This is a genomic window from Streptomyces sp. NPDC008086 (assembly GCF_042957325.1).
Lineage (GTDB): Bacteria > Actinomycetota > Actinomycetes > Streptomycetales > Streptomycetaceae > Streptomyces.
In genome coordinates this window covers 452,185-470,506 of sequence record NZ_JBIBIA010000004.1, presented here as the reverse complement: position 1 = coordinate 470,506, position 18,322 = coordinate 452,185, and the positions used below count along the sequence as shown (strand labels likewise).

At 72.2% G+C, this 18,322-nt stretch carries 15 protein-coding genes; 5 read left to right on the top strand and 10 right to left on the bottom strand.

Going from position 1 to position 18,322, the window contains the following annotated elements; all coding sequences use genetic code 11:
- Nucleotides 1-80: 80 nt before the first annotated feature.
- Nucleotides 81-3,386, top strand: a complete 3,306-nt coding sequence (locus tag ACFZBP_RS16375; protein ID WP_391413662.1) for a S8 family serine peptidase — start codon at nucleotides 81-83, stop codon at nucleotides 3,384-3,386.
- 79 nt (nucleotides 3,387-3,465) lie between these two features.
- Here ACFZBP_RS16375 and ACFZBP_RS16370 read toward each other — a convergent pair whose 3' ends face one another.
- Both ACFZBP_RS16370 and ACFZBP_RS16365 read right to left on the bottom strand, forming a co-directional pair.
- The gene (locus ACFZBP_RS16370; RefSeq protein WP_391413659.1) at nucleotides 3,466-4,224 is read right to left on the bottom strand and encodes a hypothetical protein; all 759 of its coding nucleotides are present in this window, start codon (nucleotides 4,222-4,224) and stop codon (nucleotides 3,466-3,468) included.
- Nucleotide 4,225: 1 nt separating this feature from the next.
- Complete coding sequence (locus ACFZBP_RS16365) at nucleotides 4,226-4,774, bottom strand: RNA polymerase sigma factor (protein ID WP_383451320.1); 549 nt, start codon at nucleotides 4,772-4,774, stop codon at nucleotides 4,226-4,228.
- Between the two features lie 384 nt (nucleotides 4,775-5,158).
- Between ACFZBP_RS16365 and ACFZBP_RS16360 the strand changes: the two genes are divergently transcribed.
- Complete coding sequence (locus tag ACFZBP_RS16360) at nucleotides 5,159-6,175, top strand: aspartate-semialdehyde dehydrogenase (RefSeq protein ID WP_391413655.1); 1,017 nt, start codon at nucleotides 5,159-5,161, stop codon at nucleotides 6,173-6,175.
- A 91-nt stretch (nucleotides 6,176-6,266) separates the two neighbouring features.
- Here the strand turns inward: ACFZBP_RS16360 and pepN are convergent, their stop codons facing one another.
- Entirely contained in the window at nucleotides 6,267-8,846 is a 2,580-nt protein-coding gene (pepN, locus tag ACFZBP_RS16355; protein WP_383451326.1) for an aminopeptidase N, read from the bottom strand.
- A 120-nt stretch (nucleotides 8,847-8,966) separates the two neighbouring features.
- Here pepN and ACFZBP_RS16350 point away from each other — a divergent pair, with 120 nt between their 5' ends.
- Nucleotides 8,967-9,443 carry a DUF1203 domain-containing protein gene (locus tag ACFZBP_RS16350; RefSeq protein WP_391413653.1) on the top strand — a complete coding sequence of 159 codons (477 nt, stop codon included), beginning with the start codon at nucleotides 8,967-8,969 and terminating at the stop codon, nucleotides 9,441-9,443.
- On the opposite strand, the gene ACFZBP_RS16345 is transcribed toward ACFZBP_RS16350, so the two are convergent.
- The 3 genes from ACFZBP_RS16345 to ACFZBP_RS16335 form a co-directional block, all read right to left on the bottom strand.
- A complete protein-coding gene (locus ACFZBP_RS16345; RefSeq protein WP_391413651.1) occupies nucleotides 9,422-10,366 on the bottom strand; it encodes a LysR substrate-binding domain-containing protein in 945 nt (314 codons plus the stop codon). The two genes, ACFZBP_RS16350 and ACFZBP_RS16345, sit on opposite strands and share 22 nt — an antisense overlap.
- A 14-nt stretch (nucleotides 10,367-10,380) precedes the next feature.
- Entirely contained in the window at nucleotides 10,381-11,232 is an 852-nt protein-coding gene (locus ACFZBP_RS16340; protein ID WP_391414115.1) for an EamA family transporter, read from the bottom strand.
- Nucleotides 11,233-11,396: 164 nt separating this feature from the next.
- A complete protein-coding gene (locus ACFZBP_RS16335; RefSeq protein WP_391413649.1) occupies nucleotides 11,397-12,344 on the bottom strand; it encodes an EamA family transporter in 948 nt (315 codons plus the stop codon).
- Between the two features lie 111 nt (nucleotides 12,345-12,455).
- On the opposite strand from ACFZBP_RS16335, the gene ACFZBP_RS16330 reads away from it, so the two are divergent.
- Complete coding sequence (locus ACFZBP_RS16330; RefSeq protein WP_383451338.1) at nucleotides 12,456-12,968, top strand: MarR family winged helix-turn-helix transcriptional regulator; 513 nt, start codon at nucleotides 12,456-12,458, stop codon at nucleotides 12,966-12,968.
- A gap of 40 nt (nucleotides 12,969-13,008) precedes the next feature.
- On the opposite strand, the gene ACFZBP_RS16325 is transcribed toward ACFZBP_RS16330, so the two are convergent.
- The gene (locus ACFZBP_RS16325; protein ID WP_391413647.1) at nucleotides 13,009-14,529 is read right to left on the bottom strand and encodes an FAD-dependent monooxygenase; all 1,521 of its coding nucleotides are present in this window, start codon (nucleotides 14,527-14,529) and stop codon (nucleotides 13,009-13,011) included.
- Between the two features lie 142 nt (nucleotides 14,530-14,671).
- On the opposite strand from ACFZBP_RS16325, the gene ACFZBP_RS16320 reads away from it, so the two are divergent.
- Nucleotides 14,672-15,241 carry a TetR family transcriptional regulator gene (locus ACFZBP_RS16320; protein WP_391413645.1) on the top strand — a complete coding sequence of 190 codons (570 nt, stop codon included), beginning with the start codon at nucleotides 14,672-14,674 and terminating at the stop codon, nucleotides 15,239-15,241.
- Nucleotides 15,242-15,456: 215 nt separating this feature from the next.
- On the opposite strand, the gene ACFZBP_RS16315 is transcribed toward ACFZBP_RS16320, so the two are convergent.
- From ACFZBP_RS16315 to ACFZBP_RS16305, 3 genes are all read right to left on the bottom strand, one after another.
- A complete protein-coding gene (locus ACFZBP_RS16315) occupies nucleotides 15,457-15,714 on the bottom strand; it encodes a hypothetical protein (protein WP_062720692.1) in 258 nt (85 codons plus the stop codon).
- A gap of 89 nt (nucleotides 15,715-15,803) precedes the next feature.
- Nucleotides 15,804-17,930 carry a 4-alpha-glucanotransferase gene (gene malQ, locus ACFZBP_RS16310; RefSeq protein WP_391413642.1) on the bottom strand — a complete coding sequence of 709 codons (2,127 nt, stop codon included), beginning with the start codon at nucleotides 17,928-17,930 and terminating at the stop codon, nucleotides 15,804-15,806.
- Nucleotides 17,931-18,191: a hypothetical protein gene (locus ACFZBP_RS16305; protein ID WP_383451346.1), complete on the bottom strand. Its 261-nt coding sequence runs from the start codon at nucleotides 18,189-18,191 to the stop codon at nucleotides 17,931-17,933.
- Nucleotides 18,192-18,322 lie beyond the last annotated feature (131 nt).

The following is an 18,322-nucleotide window of genomic DNA, read 5'->3' as shown; positions in this document are numbered from 1 at the left end:
CCTTCCCTTGCGTAAGGCTGTGCGGTCGTCCGGGATCACATACCGGACGGCCCATGCTCCTTTACCAACAAGGGATGCCGATGACCCTCAACCCCCAGCGCGAACCGAAGCCGGGTCCGAGACGCGCGGCCCGCACAGCCGTGGCCGTCGGGCTCGTCGCGGCGCTCTCCGCGGCCGGGCCGATACCCATGGCCATAGCCGCGGACCCCGCCCCCGCGGCGACGGACCCGAGCGTCAAGTCCGCGCACGACAAGCTCGGTTCGGACGACGCCGACCTGCTCGCCGAGGCGAAGGCCGACGGCGACAAGAACGTCACGATGATGATCGCGACCGCGCCCGGCCAGACCGAGAAGGTCGCCGAGCAGCTGGACGCGGTCGGCTCTGTGGGCCGCTCCTACGACAAGCTCGGCTACGTCCGGGCCACCGTCCCCACCGGCAAGGCCGACGCGGCCATCGCCGCCGCCACGAAGCTCTCCTCGGTGCACGGCATCGACCTGCGCGAGGAGATACCCCTGGACGACCCGGTCGTCGACGGCAAGGGCTCGAAGAGCGCGGCGAAGGCCACGGGCACCGCGAGCGCGTACCCGGCCCCCGGCAGGAAGACCCCGGCCGAGAACCCGTACAACCCGTCCTTCGAGACGGGCGCCGTCGACTTCGTCGAGGAGCACCCGAAGGCGGACGGCCGCGGCATCACCATCGGCATCCTCGACTCCGGCATCGACCTCGCGCACCCGGCGCTCCAGAAGACCACCACCGGTGAGCGCAAGATCGTCGACTGGGTCACCGCGACCGACCCGATAGTGGACAACGACCGCACCTGGCGCCCGATGGTGACCTCGGTCTCCGGGCCCACCTTCACCTACGGCGGCAAGACCTGGACCGCGCCCGCCGGTTCCTACCAGGTGAGCACGTTCCTGGAGTCGTACACCACGGGGGGCGACGCGGCCGGCGACGCCAACCGCGACGGCGACAAGACCGACTCCTGGGGCGTCCTGTACGACGCCGCCAACGGCACCGTCCGGGTCGACCTGAACAACAACTTCGACTTCGGTGACGACACCCCGATGAAGCCGTACAAGGACGGCTACCAGATCGGGTACTTCGGCACCGACAACCCGGCCACCGACGTCGCCGAGCGCCAGCCGTTCGTCGTGCAGATCCGCAAGGACGTGCCGATGGACCCGCTGGGCGGGGACTGGGTCGGCCAGAAGCGCGACTTCGTCAACATCGGCGTCATCGAGTCCGAGCACGGCACCCACGTCGCCGGCATCACCGCCGCGAACGGCCTGTTCGGCGGCAGGATGAACGGCGCGGCGCCCGGTGCCAAGCTCGTCGCCTCGCGCGCCTGCACCTGGACCGGCGGCTGCACCAACGTCGCGCTCACCGAGGGCATGATCGACCTCGTCGTCAACCGCGGCGTCGACATCGTCAACATGTCCATCGGCGGTCTCCCGGCGCTGAACGACGGCAACAACGCGCGCGCCGAGCTGTACACGCGCCTCATCGACACCTACGGCGTGCAGCTGGTGATCTCGGCCGGCAACTCCGGCCCCGGCGCCAACACCATCGGCGACCCGGGCCTGGCGAGCAAGGTCATCTCGGTCGGCGCGACCGTCTCCAAGGAGACCTGGGCCGCCAACTACGGCTCGGAGGTCTCCAAGCGGTACGCGATGATGCCGTTCTCCTCCCGCGGTCCGCGTGAGGACGGCGGCTTCACCCCGACGCTGTCCGCGCCGGGCGCCGCGATCAACACCATCCAGACCTGGCTGCCGGGCGCCCCGGTGGCCGAGGCGGGCTACTCGCTGCCGGCCGGCTACGGCATGCTCCAGGGCACCTCGATGGCGTCCCCGCAGGCCGCGGGCGCCTCGGCGCTGCTGCTGAGCGCCGCCAAGCAGAAGGGCATCGACCTCACCCCGGCGAAGCTGCGCACCGCGCTGACCTCGACCGCCGACCACATCAAGGGTGTGCAGGCGTACGAGGAGGGTGCCGGCCTCATCAACATCCCGGACGCCTGGGAGTCGATCCGTGACGGCGCCACCGCCCACGAGTACACGGTCAAGGCGCCGGTCGACACCGCGATCGACCAGTTCCTGAAGACCCCGGGCTCCGGCACGGGCATCTACGACCGTGAGGGCGGCCTGAAGGCCGGGCAGAAGAAGACGTACGACGTCACGATCACCCGTACGTCCGGCGCGGACAAGGCGATCCGGCACGAGCTGCACCTGGAGAACAACGCCGGGGACACCTTCCGCATCGTCGGCTCCGACGAGATCCGTCTCGGCCTGAACAAGCCGGTCACCGTCAAGGTCGCCGCCAAGCCGTCCTCGGCCGGCATCAAGAGCGCGATCCTGGAGGTCGACGACCCGCGCACCGAGGGCATCGACCAGCAGGTCCTCAACACGGTCGTGGTCTCGGCGCCGCTGAAGTACACCTACTCGGCGTCCGGTTCGGTGCAGCGCAACAGCACCAAGTCGTACTTCGTGACCGTCCCCGAGGGCGCGAAGTCGCTGGAGGTCGCGATCGGCGGGCTGAAGGACAAGAGCCAGACCCGGTTCATCGCCATCCACCCGTACGGCACGCCGTCGGACAACACCGGCACCCCGTACTGCTACAACAACTACCTCGCCGGCAACGGCTGCAAGCCGGACGTGCGTTCCTACGCCGACCCGCAGCCCGGCGTGTGGGAGATCGAGGTCGAGTCGCGCCGTACGTCGCCGCTGCTCGACAACCCGTTCAAGCTGGACGTCGCCGTCCTGGGCGCGGCCTTCGACCCGGAGACCGTGACCCTGCCCGAGGCCAAGGTCGGCACCCCGACCGCCGTCTCCTGGAAGGTGACCAACGGCTACGCCGCCCTCGACGGCAAGCTGGCCGGCGGCCCGCTCGGCTCGTCGAAGACGGCGCGTCCGACCATCGCCGAGGGCGACACGCAGACCACCACGGTCGACGTCCCCGCGGGCGCCACGTCCCTCGACGTCAGCATCGGCAACGTCTCCGACGCGGCCGCCGACCTCGACCTGGTCGTCTACGACGCGGCCGGCACCGAGGTCGGCAGCTCCGCCGACGGCGACTCGGAGGAGTCGGTCTCGGTCGCGAACCCGGCGGCCGGGAAGTACAGCGTCGAGGTCGTCGGCTACTCGGTGCCGGCCGGCTCGACGGCGTACGACTACCTGGACGTGTTCTACTCCGCCACGCTCGGCAGCGTCACCGTCGACGAGTCGGCGCCGGTGAAGCTGGGCACGGGTGACTCGGCCACGGTCGCGGGCAGCGTCACCGCCGCGGCGGCCGCGCCGGAGGGCCGTGAGTTCTTCGGCCAGGTCCGGCTGCTGAACGCGCGCGGCACGGCCGCGGGCCTCGGCAACGTGAAGATCGAGAAGGTCACGCCGTAGCTCGTCGAGTACGGCAGTGGGGGGCGGGCGTCCGTGCGGGCGCCCGCCCCTCAGCCGTCCACCGCGCCCCCGGCCCCGGTCAGCAGGTGAGCTTGCCCGCCTGGGCCAGCGAGGCGGTGATCCAGGCCCGCTCGGGGGCGATGTTCTGCTCGCCGACCGCCCAGAAGTCGGGCTGGCGCGTGCCCTGGCGGATGCCGATGAGGACCGGGTCGCCCACGCGCAGGCCCGGGACGAGGCTCTCGTCGACCACGTAGGTCAGCTCCTGCTCCCCCTTGTCCGGCTTGTAGTAGCGGCTCATCCGCAGGGTGACCCGCAGGGACGTCGTGCCGGGCAGCCGCTCCACCGAGGTGGCCTCGCCCTCGGCGACCAGGCGGGAGCAGGCGAGGTAACGCGGGCTGCCGAAGGCGTTGCCGCCCCCGGCCTCGGAGGCCTGCTTGTCGGCGGCGGCACCCGCTCCCGCGTCGGAGGCGTCACCTCCCGCCTGGGTCAGCAGCCAGCCCATGCCCACCAGCACGGACGCGGCGGCGGCCACCGCGAGCCCGCCGTAGGCCACGGTGAACATACGGCGCCGGGCGCGGGAGGGCCAGCGTACGCGAACAGGAGCGGGGACCGCGGCGGGGGCGGGCTGCGGCTCGGGCTCCGGTGGTGCCGTCGGCTCGGCGAGCGCGTGCCCGATGAGCCCCAGCTGCTCCCGCAGCAGCGCCACGTCGGCGACGGCCGAGCGGTGCTCCGCCATGAAGGCGGCGTCCGCGCGTGCCTCGTCGGTGAGCGGTTCGTCGGTGATCGCGGCCATCAGCGCGTCGGCGCGGGTACGGCCGCCTTCGTTCTCGGCGGTCATGTCACACCACCTCGTCCTCGTGCAGGCGGGCGCGCAGGGCCCGTACCGCCGTGTGCAGCCTGCTCTTGACCGTGCCCTCCGGAATGCCCAGCTCCTCGGCGATGCCGCGGACCGGCAGGTCGGCGAAGAACCGCAGGACGAGGACCTGACGCTGGGCGTCGGGCAGTCCGTCCAGGCCCTGGGCGACGGCGAGGGAGAGCAGGCTGCTGTCCTCGCCGGAGGGGTGGACCGGCTCGTGCAGGGAGGCGAGGCGCTCCCCGAGCCGCTCCTGGCGTTTCTTGGCCCGGTGCCAGTCCATGGCGAGGTTGGAGGCGACGACCGCCGCCCACGCCGACACGTCCCGCGGCGCCTCACGGCCGCTCGCGGCCCGCTCCAGCAGCCGCAGGCGGACCTGCTGTACCCCGTCCAGCAGGTCCGCCTGCGGCACCCCGCCGAGCGCGAGCACCGCCCGCACCCGACGCTCCTGGGCCGCGTCCAGCGGATCGTCCAGTACGTCCTGGACGGCGCCGCCCCCCTGGTCGCGGCGGGCCTTTCTGCGCAGCACAGCCACCCCTCCCCTCGCCGTGTGGTGACTGTGACGCCGGGAGGCCCCGAAACGTTCGGCGTCGGCCGGCGGAATTTCCGGGGAGCCCCCGCCGCTGCACCGGGGCAGACACGCGGACTGGCACAGAGGCGTACGTCACACCGCCGCGTAGCCCGGTCGCGGGCGGGCAGGCGAGCTTGCGGTGCGGGGCCGCCGCAGGGCGAATATCTCCAGCTCAGCCCGGGTGTGAGCCGCAGAACCACGGCTCGGACCGGGGTGGGTCGCGTTCCACCGTTCGGTCATCCCGGTCAAAGAATTGGACAGGCGGACCAAGGCTGACCGCATGATGGAAACGCCTCGGCCATGCAGCAGACACAGACAAGCCACGCAGATCACGTAGAAGGAGTCGCCGTGAGGGTCGGAATCGTCGGAGCCACCGGTCAGGTCGGCACGGTCATGCGCAGGATCCTCAAGGAGCGGGACTTCCCCGTCACCGAGCTGCGTCTGTTCGCCTCGGCCCGCTCGGCGGGGACGGTCCTGGACGGCGTGACGGTGGAGGACGCGGCCACGGCCGACTACTCCGGTCTGGACATCGTGCTGTTCTCGGCGGGCGGCGCGACCTCGAAGGCGCTGGCCCCGAAGGTCGCCGCGCAGGGTCCCGTGGTGATCGACAACTCCTCGGCGTGGCGCAGGGACCCGGAGGTACCCCTGGTGGTCTCCGAGGTCAACCCGCACGCCATCGCCGACCGCCCCAAGGGCATCATCGCCAACCCGAACTGCACGACGATGGCCGCGATGCCGGTGCTGCGTCCGCTGCACGCCGAGGCGGGCCTCGAGGCCCTGGTCGTCGCCACCTACCAGGCCGTCTCCGGCTCCGGTCTGGCCGGCGTGGACGAGCTGTTCGAGCAGGTCAAGAAGGTCGGCGACGACGCGCCCAAGCTGACCCACGACGGCTCGGCGGCGGAGTTCCCCGCCCCGAACAAGTACGTCGCGCCGATCGCGTACAACGTCCTGCCGATGGCCGGCTCCATCGTGGACGACGGCCTGAACGAGACCGACGAGGAGCAGAAGCTCCGCCACGAGTCCCGCAAGATCCTGGAGATCCCCGAGCTGAAGGTCTCCGGCACCTGCGTCCGCGTCCCGGTCTTCTCCGGCCACTCCCTCCAGGTCAACGCCCGCTTCGCCCGCCCGATCAGCGTGGAGCGCGCCAAGGAGGTCCTCGCCGGCGCCCCCGGCGTCGCCCTCACCGACGTCCCGACCCCGCTCCAGGCGGCCGGCCAGGACCCGTCCTACGTCGGCCGCATCCGCCAGGACGAGACCGTCGAGCACGGCCTCGCCCTGTTCCTCTCCAACGACAACCTCCGCAAGGGCGCGGCGCTGAACGCCGTGCAGATCGCGGAGCTGGTGGCGGCGGAGCTGAAGGGCTGACGCCCGTATCCCACGCCGAAGGGGCGCCCACCGATGACGGTGGGCGCCCCTTGGCGTCGTACGGCCGGCGCTGCCGGTCGCCCGCCGTCGGCTACGGCTGCTCGGCCTCCGCGTCCGCGGCCTGCGCCTTCAGTGCCCGTTCCACGCCCGCCCGGGATTCCGAGATCAGGCGTCGCAGGGCCGCGTTCGGCTCCGCGGAGGACAGCCAGGTGTCCGTCTTGTGCAGGGTGTCGTCGGAGACCTGGATCGTCGGGTACAGGCCGACGGCGATCTGCTGGGCGATCTCGTGGGAGCGTGCGTCCCAGATGTCCTTGACCACCTCGAAGAACCTGTCCGCGTACGGGGCGAGGAGTTCGCGCTGGTCGGTCTGGACGAAGCCGACGATGACCGCTTCCTGGAGGGCGTTGGGGAGCTTGTCGGACTCGATGACCGACGACCAGGCCTCGGCCTTGGCCTCGGGGGTCGGGCGGGCGGCGCGGGCGGTGGCGGCGTGGCGCTCGCCGGCGGCGGTCCTGTCCCGCTCGTACTCGGCCGCGATCTCCGTCTCGTCGTAGCGGCCCACGGCCGCCAGGCGCTCCACGAACGCCCAGCGCAGCTCCGTGTCGACGGCCAGCCCCTCGACCGACTGGGAGCCGTCCAGCAGGGCCTCCAGCAGGTCCAGCTGCTCCGGCGTACGGGCCGTCGCCGCGAAGGCCCGCGCCCACGCCAGCTGGTGGTCGCTGCCCGCCTCGGCGGACCGCAGATGGGCCAGCGTGGCGTCCGTCCAGCGGGTCAGCAGGGCCTCGCGGGCCGCGGGGGCGGCGTACAGCTCGATCGCCAGCTTCACCTGGCGCTGGAGCGACTGCACGACACCGATGTCGGACTCCTTGCCGATGCCCGACAGGACCAGCGAGAGGTAGTCGCGGGTGGCGAGCTCCGCGTCGCGCGTCATGTCCCAGGACGAGGCCCAGCACAGGGCGCGGGGCAGGGACGCCTCGAAGTCGCCGAGGTGCTCGGTGACGAACGCCAGGGACGCCTCGTCGAGGCGGACCTTGGCGTACGACAGGTCGTCGTCGTTGAGGAGGACGACGTCCGGGCGGCGGGTGCCCGACAGCTGCGGTACGGCGGTCAGTTCGCCGTCCACGTCCAGCTCGACGCGCTCGACGCGCACCAACTTGCCGGTGTCGCCGTCGAGGTCGTACAGGCCGACCGCGATGCGGTGCGGGCGCAGGGTCGGCTCGCCCTTCGCGCCGGCCGGCAGCGCGGGGGCCTCCTGGCGGATCGCGAAGGACGTGATGACGCCCTCGGCGTCCGTCTCGATCTCGGGCCGCAGGACGTTGATGCCGGCCGTCTCCAGCCACTGCTTCGACCAGGTCTTCAGGTCGCGCCCGGAGGTCTCCTCCAGGGCGCCCAGCAGGTCGGACAGGCGCGTGTTGCCGAACGCGTGGCGCTTGAAGTACGCCTGCACGCCCCGGAAGAACTCGTCCTCGCCGACGTAGGCGACGAGCTGCTTGAGGACGGAGGCGCCCTTGGCGTACGTGATGCCGTCGAAGTTGACGAGGACGTCGTCCAGGTCGCGGATCTCGGCCATGATCGGGTGGGTCGACGGCAGCTGGTCCTGGCGGTACGCCCACGTCTTCATCTGGTTGGCGAAGGTGGTCCACGAGTGCGGCCAGCGCGACTGGGGGGCGTACGCCTGGCAGGCGGCCTCCGCGTAGGTGGCGAACGACTCGTTCAGCCACAGGTCGTTCCACCACTCCATGGTGACCAGGTCGCCGAACCACATGTGGGCCAGCTCGTGCAGGATCGTGGCGGCGCGCTGCTCGTACGCGGCGTCGGTGACCTTCGACCGGAAGACGTACTGGTCCCGGATGGTGACCGCGCCGGCGTTCTCCATCGCGCCGGCGTTGAACTCCGGCACGAACAGCTGGTCGTACTTCTTGAACGGGTACGCGTAGTCGAACTTCTCCTGGAACCAGTCGAAGCCCTGCCGGGTCACCTCGAAGATGGCGTCCGAGTCGAGGTACTCGGCGAGCGACGGCCGGCAGTAGATGCCGAGCGGCACGCTCTGCCCGTCCTTCTCGTAGACGCTGTGCACGGAGTGGTACGGGCCGACGATCAGCGCCGTGATGTACGACGAGATACGCGGCGTCGGCTCGAAGGACCAGACGTTGTCCTTCGGCTCCGGGGTGGGCGAGTTGGAGATCACCGTCCAGCCCTCGGGGGCCTTCACGGTGAACTGGAACGTGGCCTTCAGGTCGGGCTGCTCGAAGGACGCGAAGACGCGACGCGCGTCCGGGACCTCGAACTGGGTGTACAGGTACGCCTGCTGGTCGACCGGGTCGACGAAGCGGTGCAGGCCCTCGCCCGTGTTGGTGTACGCGCAGTCGGCGACGACCCGCAGGACGTTGCGGCCCTCCAGCAGACCCGGCAGGGCGATCCTGGAGTCCTTGAAGACCTCGTCCGCGTCGAGCGCGTCGCCGTTGAGGGTCACCTCGTGGACGGTCGGCGCCACGAGGTCGATGAAGGAGTCGGCGCCGTTCTGCGCCACGTCGAAGCGCACCGTGGTCACGGACCTGTAGGTACCGCCCTCCTGCGCGCCGGAGAGGTCGAGATCGATCTCGTACGAGTCAACGGTGAGCAGCTGTGCCCGCTGCTGCGCCTCTTCGCGAGTCAGGTTTGTGCCAGGCACGCGGTCATCTCCTCGATATGTGTAGGTTCGGCGGTTCGGTCATCCTTCCACGGGACCTGCACGGAGCGCGATGTCCGTTCACCGCCGGTGGGCGGGGCGTACGCGCGTGAGGCTGGGGTCATGACGACCTACCACGTATGTCCTGTCGAACCGACGACCCTGAAGGGGCTGCGCTCTGCTGACGACGCGGGACGCCGGATGGTTCCCGTGACCGACGACGAGGGCGGCGCACCCCTGCGCTGCTGCCTGCGCCGCAGCGCCCCCGGCGAGCGGATCGCCCTGGTCTCGTACGCGCCCCTGCGCCGCTGGGCGGCCGGGAACGGGGCCGATCCTGGTGCCTACGACGAGCAGGGTCCGGTCTTCATCCACGCCGAGGAGTGCGCGGGGCCGGACGGCGACGGGGTCCCGTTCACCAACGCGCACCGGGTTGTCCGGCGGTACTCGGCGGAGGGGCATATTCTGGGCGGCCGGCTGGTCGAGGGCGCGAGCGCGTTCACCGCGGCGTTCCGGGAGGCGTTCGAGGATCCGTCCGTGGCACTCGTCCATGTCCGGACCGTCGAGTACGGGTGCTTCCTCTACGAGGTCCGCAGGGCCTGAGTGCCGGCGTACGCCACCTTGCCCGACTGACCGCCGGCGGCACCCCGCAGCGCCCCCAACACCCTCCCCACCGCCGGGGAATCCTCCCCACCCCTACGCACAGCCGCCATCACATGCCGAACCGGCCGCTCCTCCCCCAGTTCCCGCATCACGACCCCGCCCCGCGGCACGGCGGCCATCCGGGGGACCAGTGCCACTCCCATGCCGGCCTCCACCATGGCGAGGATGGCCGTCCATCCGGCCGCCGAGTGACCCTGCCGGGGGCTGAAGCCGGCCGTCTCGCAGGCGCCGCGGGTGATGTCGGACCAGGGGCCGCTTCCGCCGAAGATCCAGTCCTCGGCGGCGAGGTCGGCCAGCCGCAGGGGGGTGGTGGTCGCCAGGTCGTGGCCCTTGGGGAGGGCGATGTCCAGCGGATCGGTCAGCAGGGGTACGCGGGTGAAACGGGGGTCGCCCTCGGCCGGTGCCTGTGCGGCGAGGGAGAGCGCGAGGTCGACCTCTCCGGCGGCCAGGAGTTCGTACGCCTCGGCGGCCTCGGCCTCCCGTACGCGTACGACCACGCCGGGATGCGCGGCCCGCAGCGCCCGTACGGCCGGGACGACCAGCGCCGGGACGGCCGTGGAGAAGGCGCCCACGCGCACCTCCCCGACCTCGCCGCGCGTGTACGCCGCCAACTCGGCGTCCGCCCGCTCCAGTTGCTCGAACACGGCCTCGGCGTGCCGCAGCACCAGCCGGGCCGCGTCCGTCAGCCGCACCCGCCGCCCCCGCGCCTCCAGCAGCGGCACCCCGACCTGCTTGGCGAGGTTCGTCAGCTGCTGCGACACCGCCGACGGTGTCATCCGCAGCGCCTCGGCCGTCGCCGTCACGGTTCCCCGTTCCCGCAGCGTCCGCAGGATCTGAAGCTTGCGGATGTCCCACTCGACCATGGCGGCAACCTACGTCATCGCCGCGCCGTCGCACCGAGGACGACCCCGCCGAGGATCAGCGCCATGCACAGCGACTGGGTCCAGCCGGTCGTCTCCCCCAGCACCGCCCAGGACAGCAGCGACACGCACACCGGCTGGAGGTAGTACACGACCCCGGCGCGGCTCGGACCGACCAGCGCGATCGCCCGGTTCCAGGCGAAGAAGGCGACGGCGGAGGAGGCGAGCCCGACGTAGAGGATCGGCAGGACCGTCCGGGGCGTCGGCTCGAAGCCACCCTGCACCGCCACGCTCACTCCCTGCGCGGGCAGCAGCAGGACCGTACCCACCAGGAACGTGGTGAACAGGAAGGCCGTACCGCCCAGTTCGGCCGGCCTGCGCCGCAGCAGCCCGCTGTACGAACCGAAGCAGCAGGCCGCCGCCACCATCCACAGGTCACCGGCCGTGAAGCCGGCCCCGCCCGCGCCGCTCCCGATCAGCAGCACGACGCCCGCGCAGGCCACCAGCAGTCCCACGACCCGACGCCCGCCCAGCCGTACCCCCGAAGCCCGCTCGAACACGGCCATCAGCACCGGCGAAGCGGCCATGATCATGCCCATGTTGGCGGCCGGTGTGGTCAACCCCGCCTGGTTGACGAGGGTGTTGTAGGCGGTGACGCCGAGGAGCGAGGCGAGGAGTACGAAGCCGAGGTGGTCGCGGATCGCCTCGCGCTGCCGCCAGGCCTGCCGGACCCCGAAGGGCGCCACCGCGACCAGCGCCACCAGCCATCTCCAGAACGCCTGCTGCACCGGCGGCACGCTGTCGTGCAGCGCCCGGGAGGTCACGAAGCTGCCGGACCAGACGACGGTGGCGAGGGCGGCCAGCGCGATGCCGAGAACGGCCGTTCCGGGGAGGAGGGCCGGGCTTGCTGCCCGGCGGGTGGTGCTTGCTGTCCGGCGGGTGGTGCTTGCTGTCCGGCGGGTGGTGCTTGCTGTCCTGGGGAGGACGACGGTCACGGAGATCCTTTCGCTGACGGCCGGTGAGCGGACTCCCGCTACCGTCGCAGCGCCGAACCTGTCACGTCCATCGAATCTTTTCGACTCGTCATTTCAGAGGAACTGAACGGTTTTACAGCGGTCACCCGCCGGGCCGCACCGCGTCCGGCCCCGATCTGCCCCACCACCGTCGCCCCGAACGCGAGCACCATCCCCGCCATCTGAACCGGCGTCAGCGCCTGCCCGAGCGCCGCCCAGCCGACGACGGCGGCGGTCAGCGGGGACAGCGGCCCGAGGAACGTGACCTGCGTGGCGGTGAGGCGACCGATGCCGCGGAACCAGAGCCAGTACGCGAGGGCCGTGTTCGCCAGCGCCAGGTAGAGGTAGCCGCCGACCGCCGGGGCGTCGAGCGCGGGCGGCGCGCCCTCGACCAGCACGGCGAGCGGCGCGATGAGCAGGCCGCCGGCCGTGAGCTGCCACCCGGTGAGGGCGAGGGGGCCGACGCCGTCCGGGCGCCCCCAGCGCTTGGTCAGGACCGTGCCCGTGGACATCGAGGCGGTGGAGGCGAGGGCCGCGAGGACGCCCAGCGCGTCCAGGGCGCCGACCGCCTCCAACACGACCAGACTGACGCCGAACGCGCCCACGACCGCGGTGAGCAGCGTCCGTACGGTCGGCCGCTCCCCCAGCAGCAGCGCCGCCAGCCCCGCCACGAACAGCGGCCCGACCGAGCCCACGACCGCCGCCATACCGCCGGGCAGCCGGTACGCGGCCAGGAACAGCAGCGGGAAGAACGCTCCGATGTTCAGCGCGCCGAGCACCGCCGACTTCCACCACCAGGCGCCGCGCGGGCGGACCCGGGCGAGGGCGAGCAGCAGCAGGCCCGCGGGGAGGGCGCGCACCAGGGCGGTGAACAGGGGGCGGTCGGGCGGCAGGAACTCGGTGGTGACCGCGTAGGTCGTGCCCCAGGAGACGGGGGCGAGCGCGGTGAGGAGTATCAGTGCACCCATGGCTCGGCACACACCCTTCAAGTAGGTCGGCAGAAAGTAGCTTATCCGTAAGCTACTTTCCGTCAAGCTACTTTCTTGCGGCCGAGCGTCCGACGACCGATACTCGGCACCATGAGCGAACGCCCGCACCCCAGCGACCCCGTCGACGCGATCATCGACCAGTGGGCGGCCGTGCGGCCCGACCTCGACACCAAGGCGATGGAGGTCTTCGGGCGGATCTTCCGCCTCTCGCGCACGATGGGCGACCGCATGGAGAAGGCCTACGCGCCCTACGGCATCTCGCGCGGCGAGTTCGACGTGCTGGCGACCCTGCGCCGCTCCGGCGAGCCGCACACGCTCTCGCCCCGCCAGCTGTCGGCGACGCTGATGCTCACCACCGGGGGCATGACCGGCCGCCTCGACAAGCTGGAACGGGCCGGGCTGCTGCGCCGTTCCCCCGACCCGCACGACCGCCGCGGACTGCAGGTCACCCTCACCGAGAAGGGATTGCGGCTCATCGACGAGGCGGTCGGCGCCGGGCTCGCCACCCAGACCGAGGCCCTGTCCACCCTCGACGCCGAACAGGCCGACCGACTGGCCGACCTGTTGCGGGAGTTGCTCGCGGGGACGCCCGAAGCCCGGTAGTCGCAGACCTGGTTCACCGGCGGTGCGCGGAGGCTTCCGTTCACCCCACGTGCGCGGCGAGCGCCGCCTCGACCGCCCGCGGGTCCGCCTCCTCCGCCGCCCACGCCACGTATCCGTCGGGCCGCACCAGCACGGTCGTACGGCGCTCGCTCGCCCAGCGTTCCACGGCCGGCCGGTCCTCGCGGGATCCCTGGTCCGCGGACACGTCCGAGGTCTTCGGGGTGATCAGCACGAACCGCCCGCCGCGCAGAGCCTCGTAGAGCCGACCACTCTCCAGCGCGACGTCCGGAACACGGGTGCCGACCAGGCGGTGGGAGCCGCGCGGGGCGGCGTACCGGTAGCCGAGGCCCGAGATCTGGGCCAGGGCCTTCGCCTGGGCGGGCCGGGCCGCGTTGACGAAGGCGGACACGAGGGCGCGTACGGCGCGCAGGGCCGGGTTCCGCGCCCTCGCCAGCCGCACCAGTCCGCCACTGCTGCGCAGCACCGCTCTGCCGACGGGGTGACGCTCGGCCTGATAAGTCTCCAGGAGGCTCTCGGGCGACCGGCCCCTGACGACGGCGGCGAGCTTCCAGCCGAGGTTGGCCGCGTCCTGGAGTCCGGTGTTCATGCCCTGCCCGCCGGCCGGTGAGTGGACGTGCGCGGCGTCGCCGGCGAGGAAGACCCGTCCGACCCGGTACTCGGGCGCCTGGCGCTCGTCGCTGTGGAAGCGGGAGAGCCAGCGGGCGTCGTGCATGCCGTAGTCGGTGCCCAGGGCGCGCCGGGTTACCTCCTTGATCTCGTCGAGGTCGAGCGGGGCGTCGTCGGGGACCTCGTGGCGACGGTTCCAGCCCATGACGCGGTACCAGCCGTCGCCGAAGGACGCGATCATCGCGAAGGCGTCGCCCGCGCCGTTGACGGTGAGCACACCGTCCGGCCGCTCGGCGAGCCGTACGTCCGCCAGGAACAGGGACCTGATGACGGAGACGCCGGGGAAAGGCAGGCCGACGGCACGGCGTACGGCGCTGCGGTGGCCGTCCGCGCCGACGACGTAGGCGGCGCGGTGCGTGACGACCGTCCCGTCCGGGCCGCGCACGTCGAGGTCGACCCCGCTGTCGTCCTGCCGCAGCCCGACGACCTCGCTCTCGAAGCGGAACTCGACGCCGAGCTCCCGCGCCCGCCGCTCCAGCAGCCGCTCCACCTCGTACTGCGGGGTGATGAGCAGGAACGGGAAACGGGACGGCAGCGTGCCCAGGTCGAGGGAGAGCCGGCGGAAGAGGCGCAGTTCGGTGATGGCGGTGCCGGTGGCGAGCAGTTCGTCGGCGAGGCCGCGGGCGTCGAGCTGCTCCAGGGTGCGGGCGTGCACGCCGAATGCGCGGGAGAGGTTGCTGATCTCGTGGGGGCGCTTCTCGACGACGGTGACGGGGACTCCGGCGGCGGCGAGGTCACCGGCCAGGAGGAGACCGGTGGGTCCGGAGCCGACGACCAGGACGGGGGCGGAGTTGGGGTTGGGGGCGGGGTGCTTGGTGCCGGTGCTTGTGCCTGTGGCCGTGCCTGTGCCCGTGCCCGTGCCCGTGCCGTTCATGGTGGCCTCCTGGGTGCCAACGCATGTTTGCCAACGAACGTATGCCAACGATTGTTGGTCAACGCTTGTTGGCCAACGTAGGACCGCTCCGCAGCCCTGTCAACACTTGTTGGCCCACAGATGTTGGCCTACGGTTGTTGGCATGACCCAGAGCACCCCCCGCCGTTCCGAGGCCACCCGCACGGCGATCCTGGACGCGGCCCGCGAGCGCTTCGCGGCCGACGGCTACGAGCGCGCCACCATCCGCGCCATCGCCAAGCACGCGAACATCGACCCGTCGATGGTGATGCGCTACTACGGCAACAAGGAGGGCCTGTTCGCGGCGGCCGTCTCGATCGACCTGAAGCTGCCGGACCCGGCGTCGCTGTCCCGGGACGACGCCGGACGGACGCTGGTGACCCACTTCGTGGACATGTGGGAGCGGAACGAGGTGCTCACGGCCCTGCTCAGGGTCGGCGCGACCAACCAGGCCGGCGCCGAGCGCATGCAGGGCATCTTCGCGGACCAGTTGCTGCCGGTCGCCCGCCGGGTCTGCCCCGACCCCGAGCAGGCTCCGGCGCGGGCCGCGCTGGTCTCGTCCCAGCTGCTCGGGCTGGCGCTCACCCGCTACGTCCTGCGCTTCCCGCCCGCCGTGGCGCTGGCCCCCGAGGAGATCGTGGCGTGGCTGGCGCCCACGGTGCAGCGGTATCTGACCGCGCCCTACCCGGCGTAAGCCACACCCGACGGAGGCCACACCCGACGGAGGCCACCCCCGGCGGAGGCCACCCCCGGCGGAGGCCACCCCCGGCGGAGAAACGCATCGAGGGCGCCGACCTCGTCGTACGTATGGCGGAGACGCGTACGTACGACAGGGTCGGCGCCCTCGGGGAAAACCGGGGTGCGGCAGAGGTGCAGCCGAGGTGCGGCCAGGTCGGGCGGGAGCCCTGGTCAGGCCTTCGCCTTGGCCTTTGCCTTCGGCTGGCGGTCCGAGGAGCGGTCCAGGACCATCACGAGGCCCGCGATGACCGCGAACAGCACGAGCGGGGCCAAGACGAACTGGCCCAGCGTCTCCATGACGCTCAGGCCCTGGCCGGGGTCGTCGCCGTCGTCACGCGTGAGCGCGAGCGCGGGGGACGACATGAGCAGCATCATCAGCGTCGTACCGGCAGCCAGGGCGCCGGCGCGCAGGGCGTTCTTCTTGTCCACGGGGCCAAAAGTACCGAACCCCACGAGGGGCCGCGCGCCCGGGGTGCCGTATGAGCCGTGGTCCGCGCGGCCCGCCCGTCGAGCCCCCGTCAGCCGGGCCCGGCGCGCCCGGCCCGCAGCACCTCCACCAGCGCCCGCACCCGCGCCGACCCGGCCAGCTCCTCCAGCGTCACCGGCTTGCCCTGCGCGTCCGCGACGGGCAGCCGCCAGTTCGGGTACTGGTCCCAGGTCCCCGGCAGGTTCTGCGGGCGGCGGTCACCCACTCCGTCCGGGAGCCAGACGCCGACCATGCGGGCCGGGGTGCTCAGCAGGAAGCGGTGGACGGCCTGGATCTCGGCCTCCTCCTCCGAGACGCAGTGTCCGCCGTGGGTGCCGCGCAGCAGGTCGAGCCGGGACAGCAGCTCCAGCCACTCGCCGGTGTCCGCCGCCGCTTCGGCGCGCTCCTGCTCCAGGGGGCGGGTCAACAGGCCGAGGCCGTGGCGGAGTTCGACGTGGTCGCCGGTGAGGCGGGCGGCGGTGGACGGCAGGTCGTGGGTGGTGGCGGTGGCGAGGCAGTCGGAGCGCCAGGCGTCCGGTGGCAGGGGGCGGCCGTCGCCGTCCCAGTCCCGTTCGAACCAGAGCACCGAGGTGCCGAGCACGCCCCGCGAGCGCAGCGTCTCCCGTACGCCCGGCTCCACCGTGCCGAGGTCCTCCCCGATCACCACCGCGCCGGCCCGGGAGGCCTCCAGCACCAGGATGGCGAGCATGGCCTCGGCGTCGTAGCGGACGTACGTCCCCTCCGTGGGCGGATGCCCCTGCGGCACCCACCACAGCCGGAACAGTCCCATCACATGGTCGATGCGCAGGGCGCCCGCGTACCGGAAGAGCGCCCTGAGCAGGCGGCGATACGGCTCGTAGCCCGACTCGGCGAGCCGGTCCGGGCGCCAGGGCGGCAGGCCCCAGTCCTGGCCGCGCGCGTTGAAGGCGTCCGGCGGTGCCCCGACCGACATCCCGGCCGCGAAGTACTCCTGCTGCGCCCAGGCGTCGGCGCCGCCGGGGTGCACGCCGACCGCCAGGTCGTGGATGATCCCGACCTCCATCCCCGCCTCCTTCGCGGCCCGCTGGGCGGCGGTCAGCTGGGTGTCGGTGAGCCAGGCGAGCCGGCAGTGGAAGTCGACGCGGTCCATCAACTCGCCCCGCGCGCGGGCGGTTTCCGGCGACCGGGGATCCCGTAGTCCCGCGGGCCACCGCTGCCAGTCCGAGCCGTGCACCTCGGCCAGCGCGCACCAGGTGGCGTGGTCCTCCAGCGCCCGGCCCTCCCGCGCGAGGAAGTCGACGTACGCGGCTTGCCGCCCCGGCCCGAGCGGCACCTCGCGCACCAGTTCCAGCGCTTCTCGCTTGGCCGCCCAGACGGCGTCCCGGTCGATCAACTCCCCCTTCTCCAGCACCGCTTCGCGCAGCCGCCCGGCCCGCTCCAGCAGGGCGCGCACGCGCTCGCGGTCCTCGACGTACGCGAACTCGGGGACGTCCTCGACCCGCAGATGCACCGGGTCGGGGAAGCGGCGGGAGGAGGGTCGGTAGGGGGACGGGTCGGTGGGCGCTCCGGGTACGGCCGCGTGCAGGGGGTTGACCTGCACGAATCCGGCGCCGAGGGCGCGGCCGGCCCAGGCGGCCAGTTCGGTGAGGTCGCCGAGGTCGCCCATGCCCCAGGAGCGGCGGGACAGCAGGGAGTAGAGCTGCACGAGCAGGCCGTAGGAGCGTCCGGTGGGGGTGGGCAGGCGGGGCGGGGCGACGACCAGGTGGCTGGTCGCCGTGCGGCCGTCGGGGGTGCTGGCGGTCAGGCGGTGGACACCGGGCGGGAGTTGGGCGATGTCGTCGCGGGTCTCGCCCTGTTCGGTCTCGATGCGCAGTCGGGTGCCGGCGGGCAGTGCGGCCGGCGCCTCGGGGTCGGCGCCGCTCCAGCACACCAGCGTCGGCGGCAACAGCCGTTCGCCCAGCTCGCGCTCACGGGCGGCGAGCGCGGCGCCGACGGCATCGGGGGTGCTGGTGTCGATGCCGAGGGCGGTCAGGGCGAGGGTGAGCGCGGCGGCGGAGGCCGTGACCGTGCGGTCGGCGGACGGCTGGTAGGAGGTGGCGACGCCGTGCAGCTCGGCGAGGAGCGACAGGGCGTCGGAGGGGGGACCTTCGGGACCCGGGGGATCCTCGGCAGGGGCTTCGGCCGACCGCTTTCCTGTCATCTACGGCCTCGTGGAGTACATGTCCAAGTCCATACCGGTGTCCATACCCAGGTCCGTGCCCATGTCCCAGCTCGCGGTCTCGCTCGTCAGCGGCGCGGCGTCGGAGAGCGGCGGCTCGCTGGTGAGGGGCTCGGCGTCGGGGAGGGGAGGTTCGCTGGTGAGGGGGGTCTCGAAGCAGGCGCCCTCGGCGCTGAAGACGCAGGCGTGCATCTCGGGCTCGATGGGCGCCTCAGGTTTGGACAGGGCCGATGCTGTGGCCACGGTGGGCCTCCTTGTCGAGTACGACGTGGGGTTACCGCCAGCCCTACCCAGTGGACGCGACGGCAGACGTACAGAGACGAACAACGTGCCTCTCCTCACATTCTGTTCCGCACATCCTGTTGCCCGGGCCG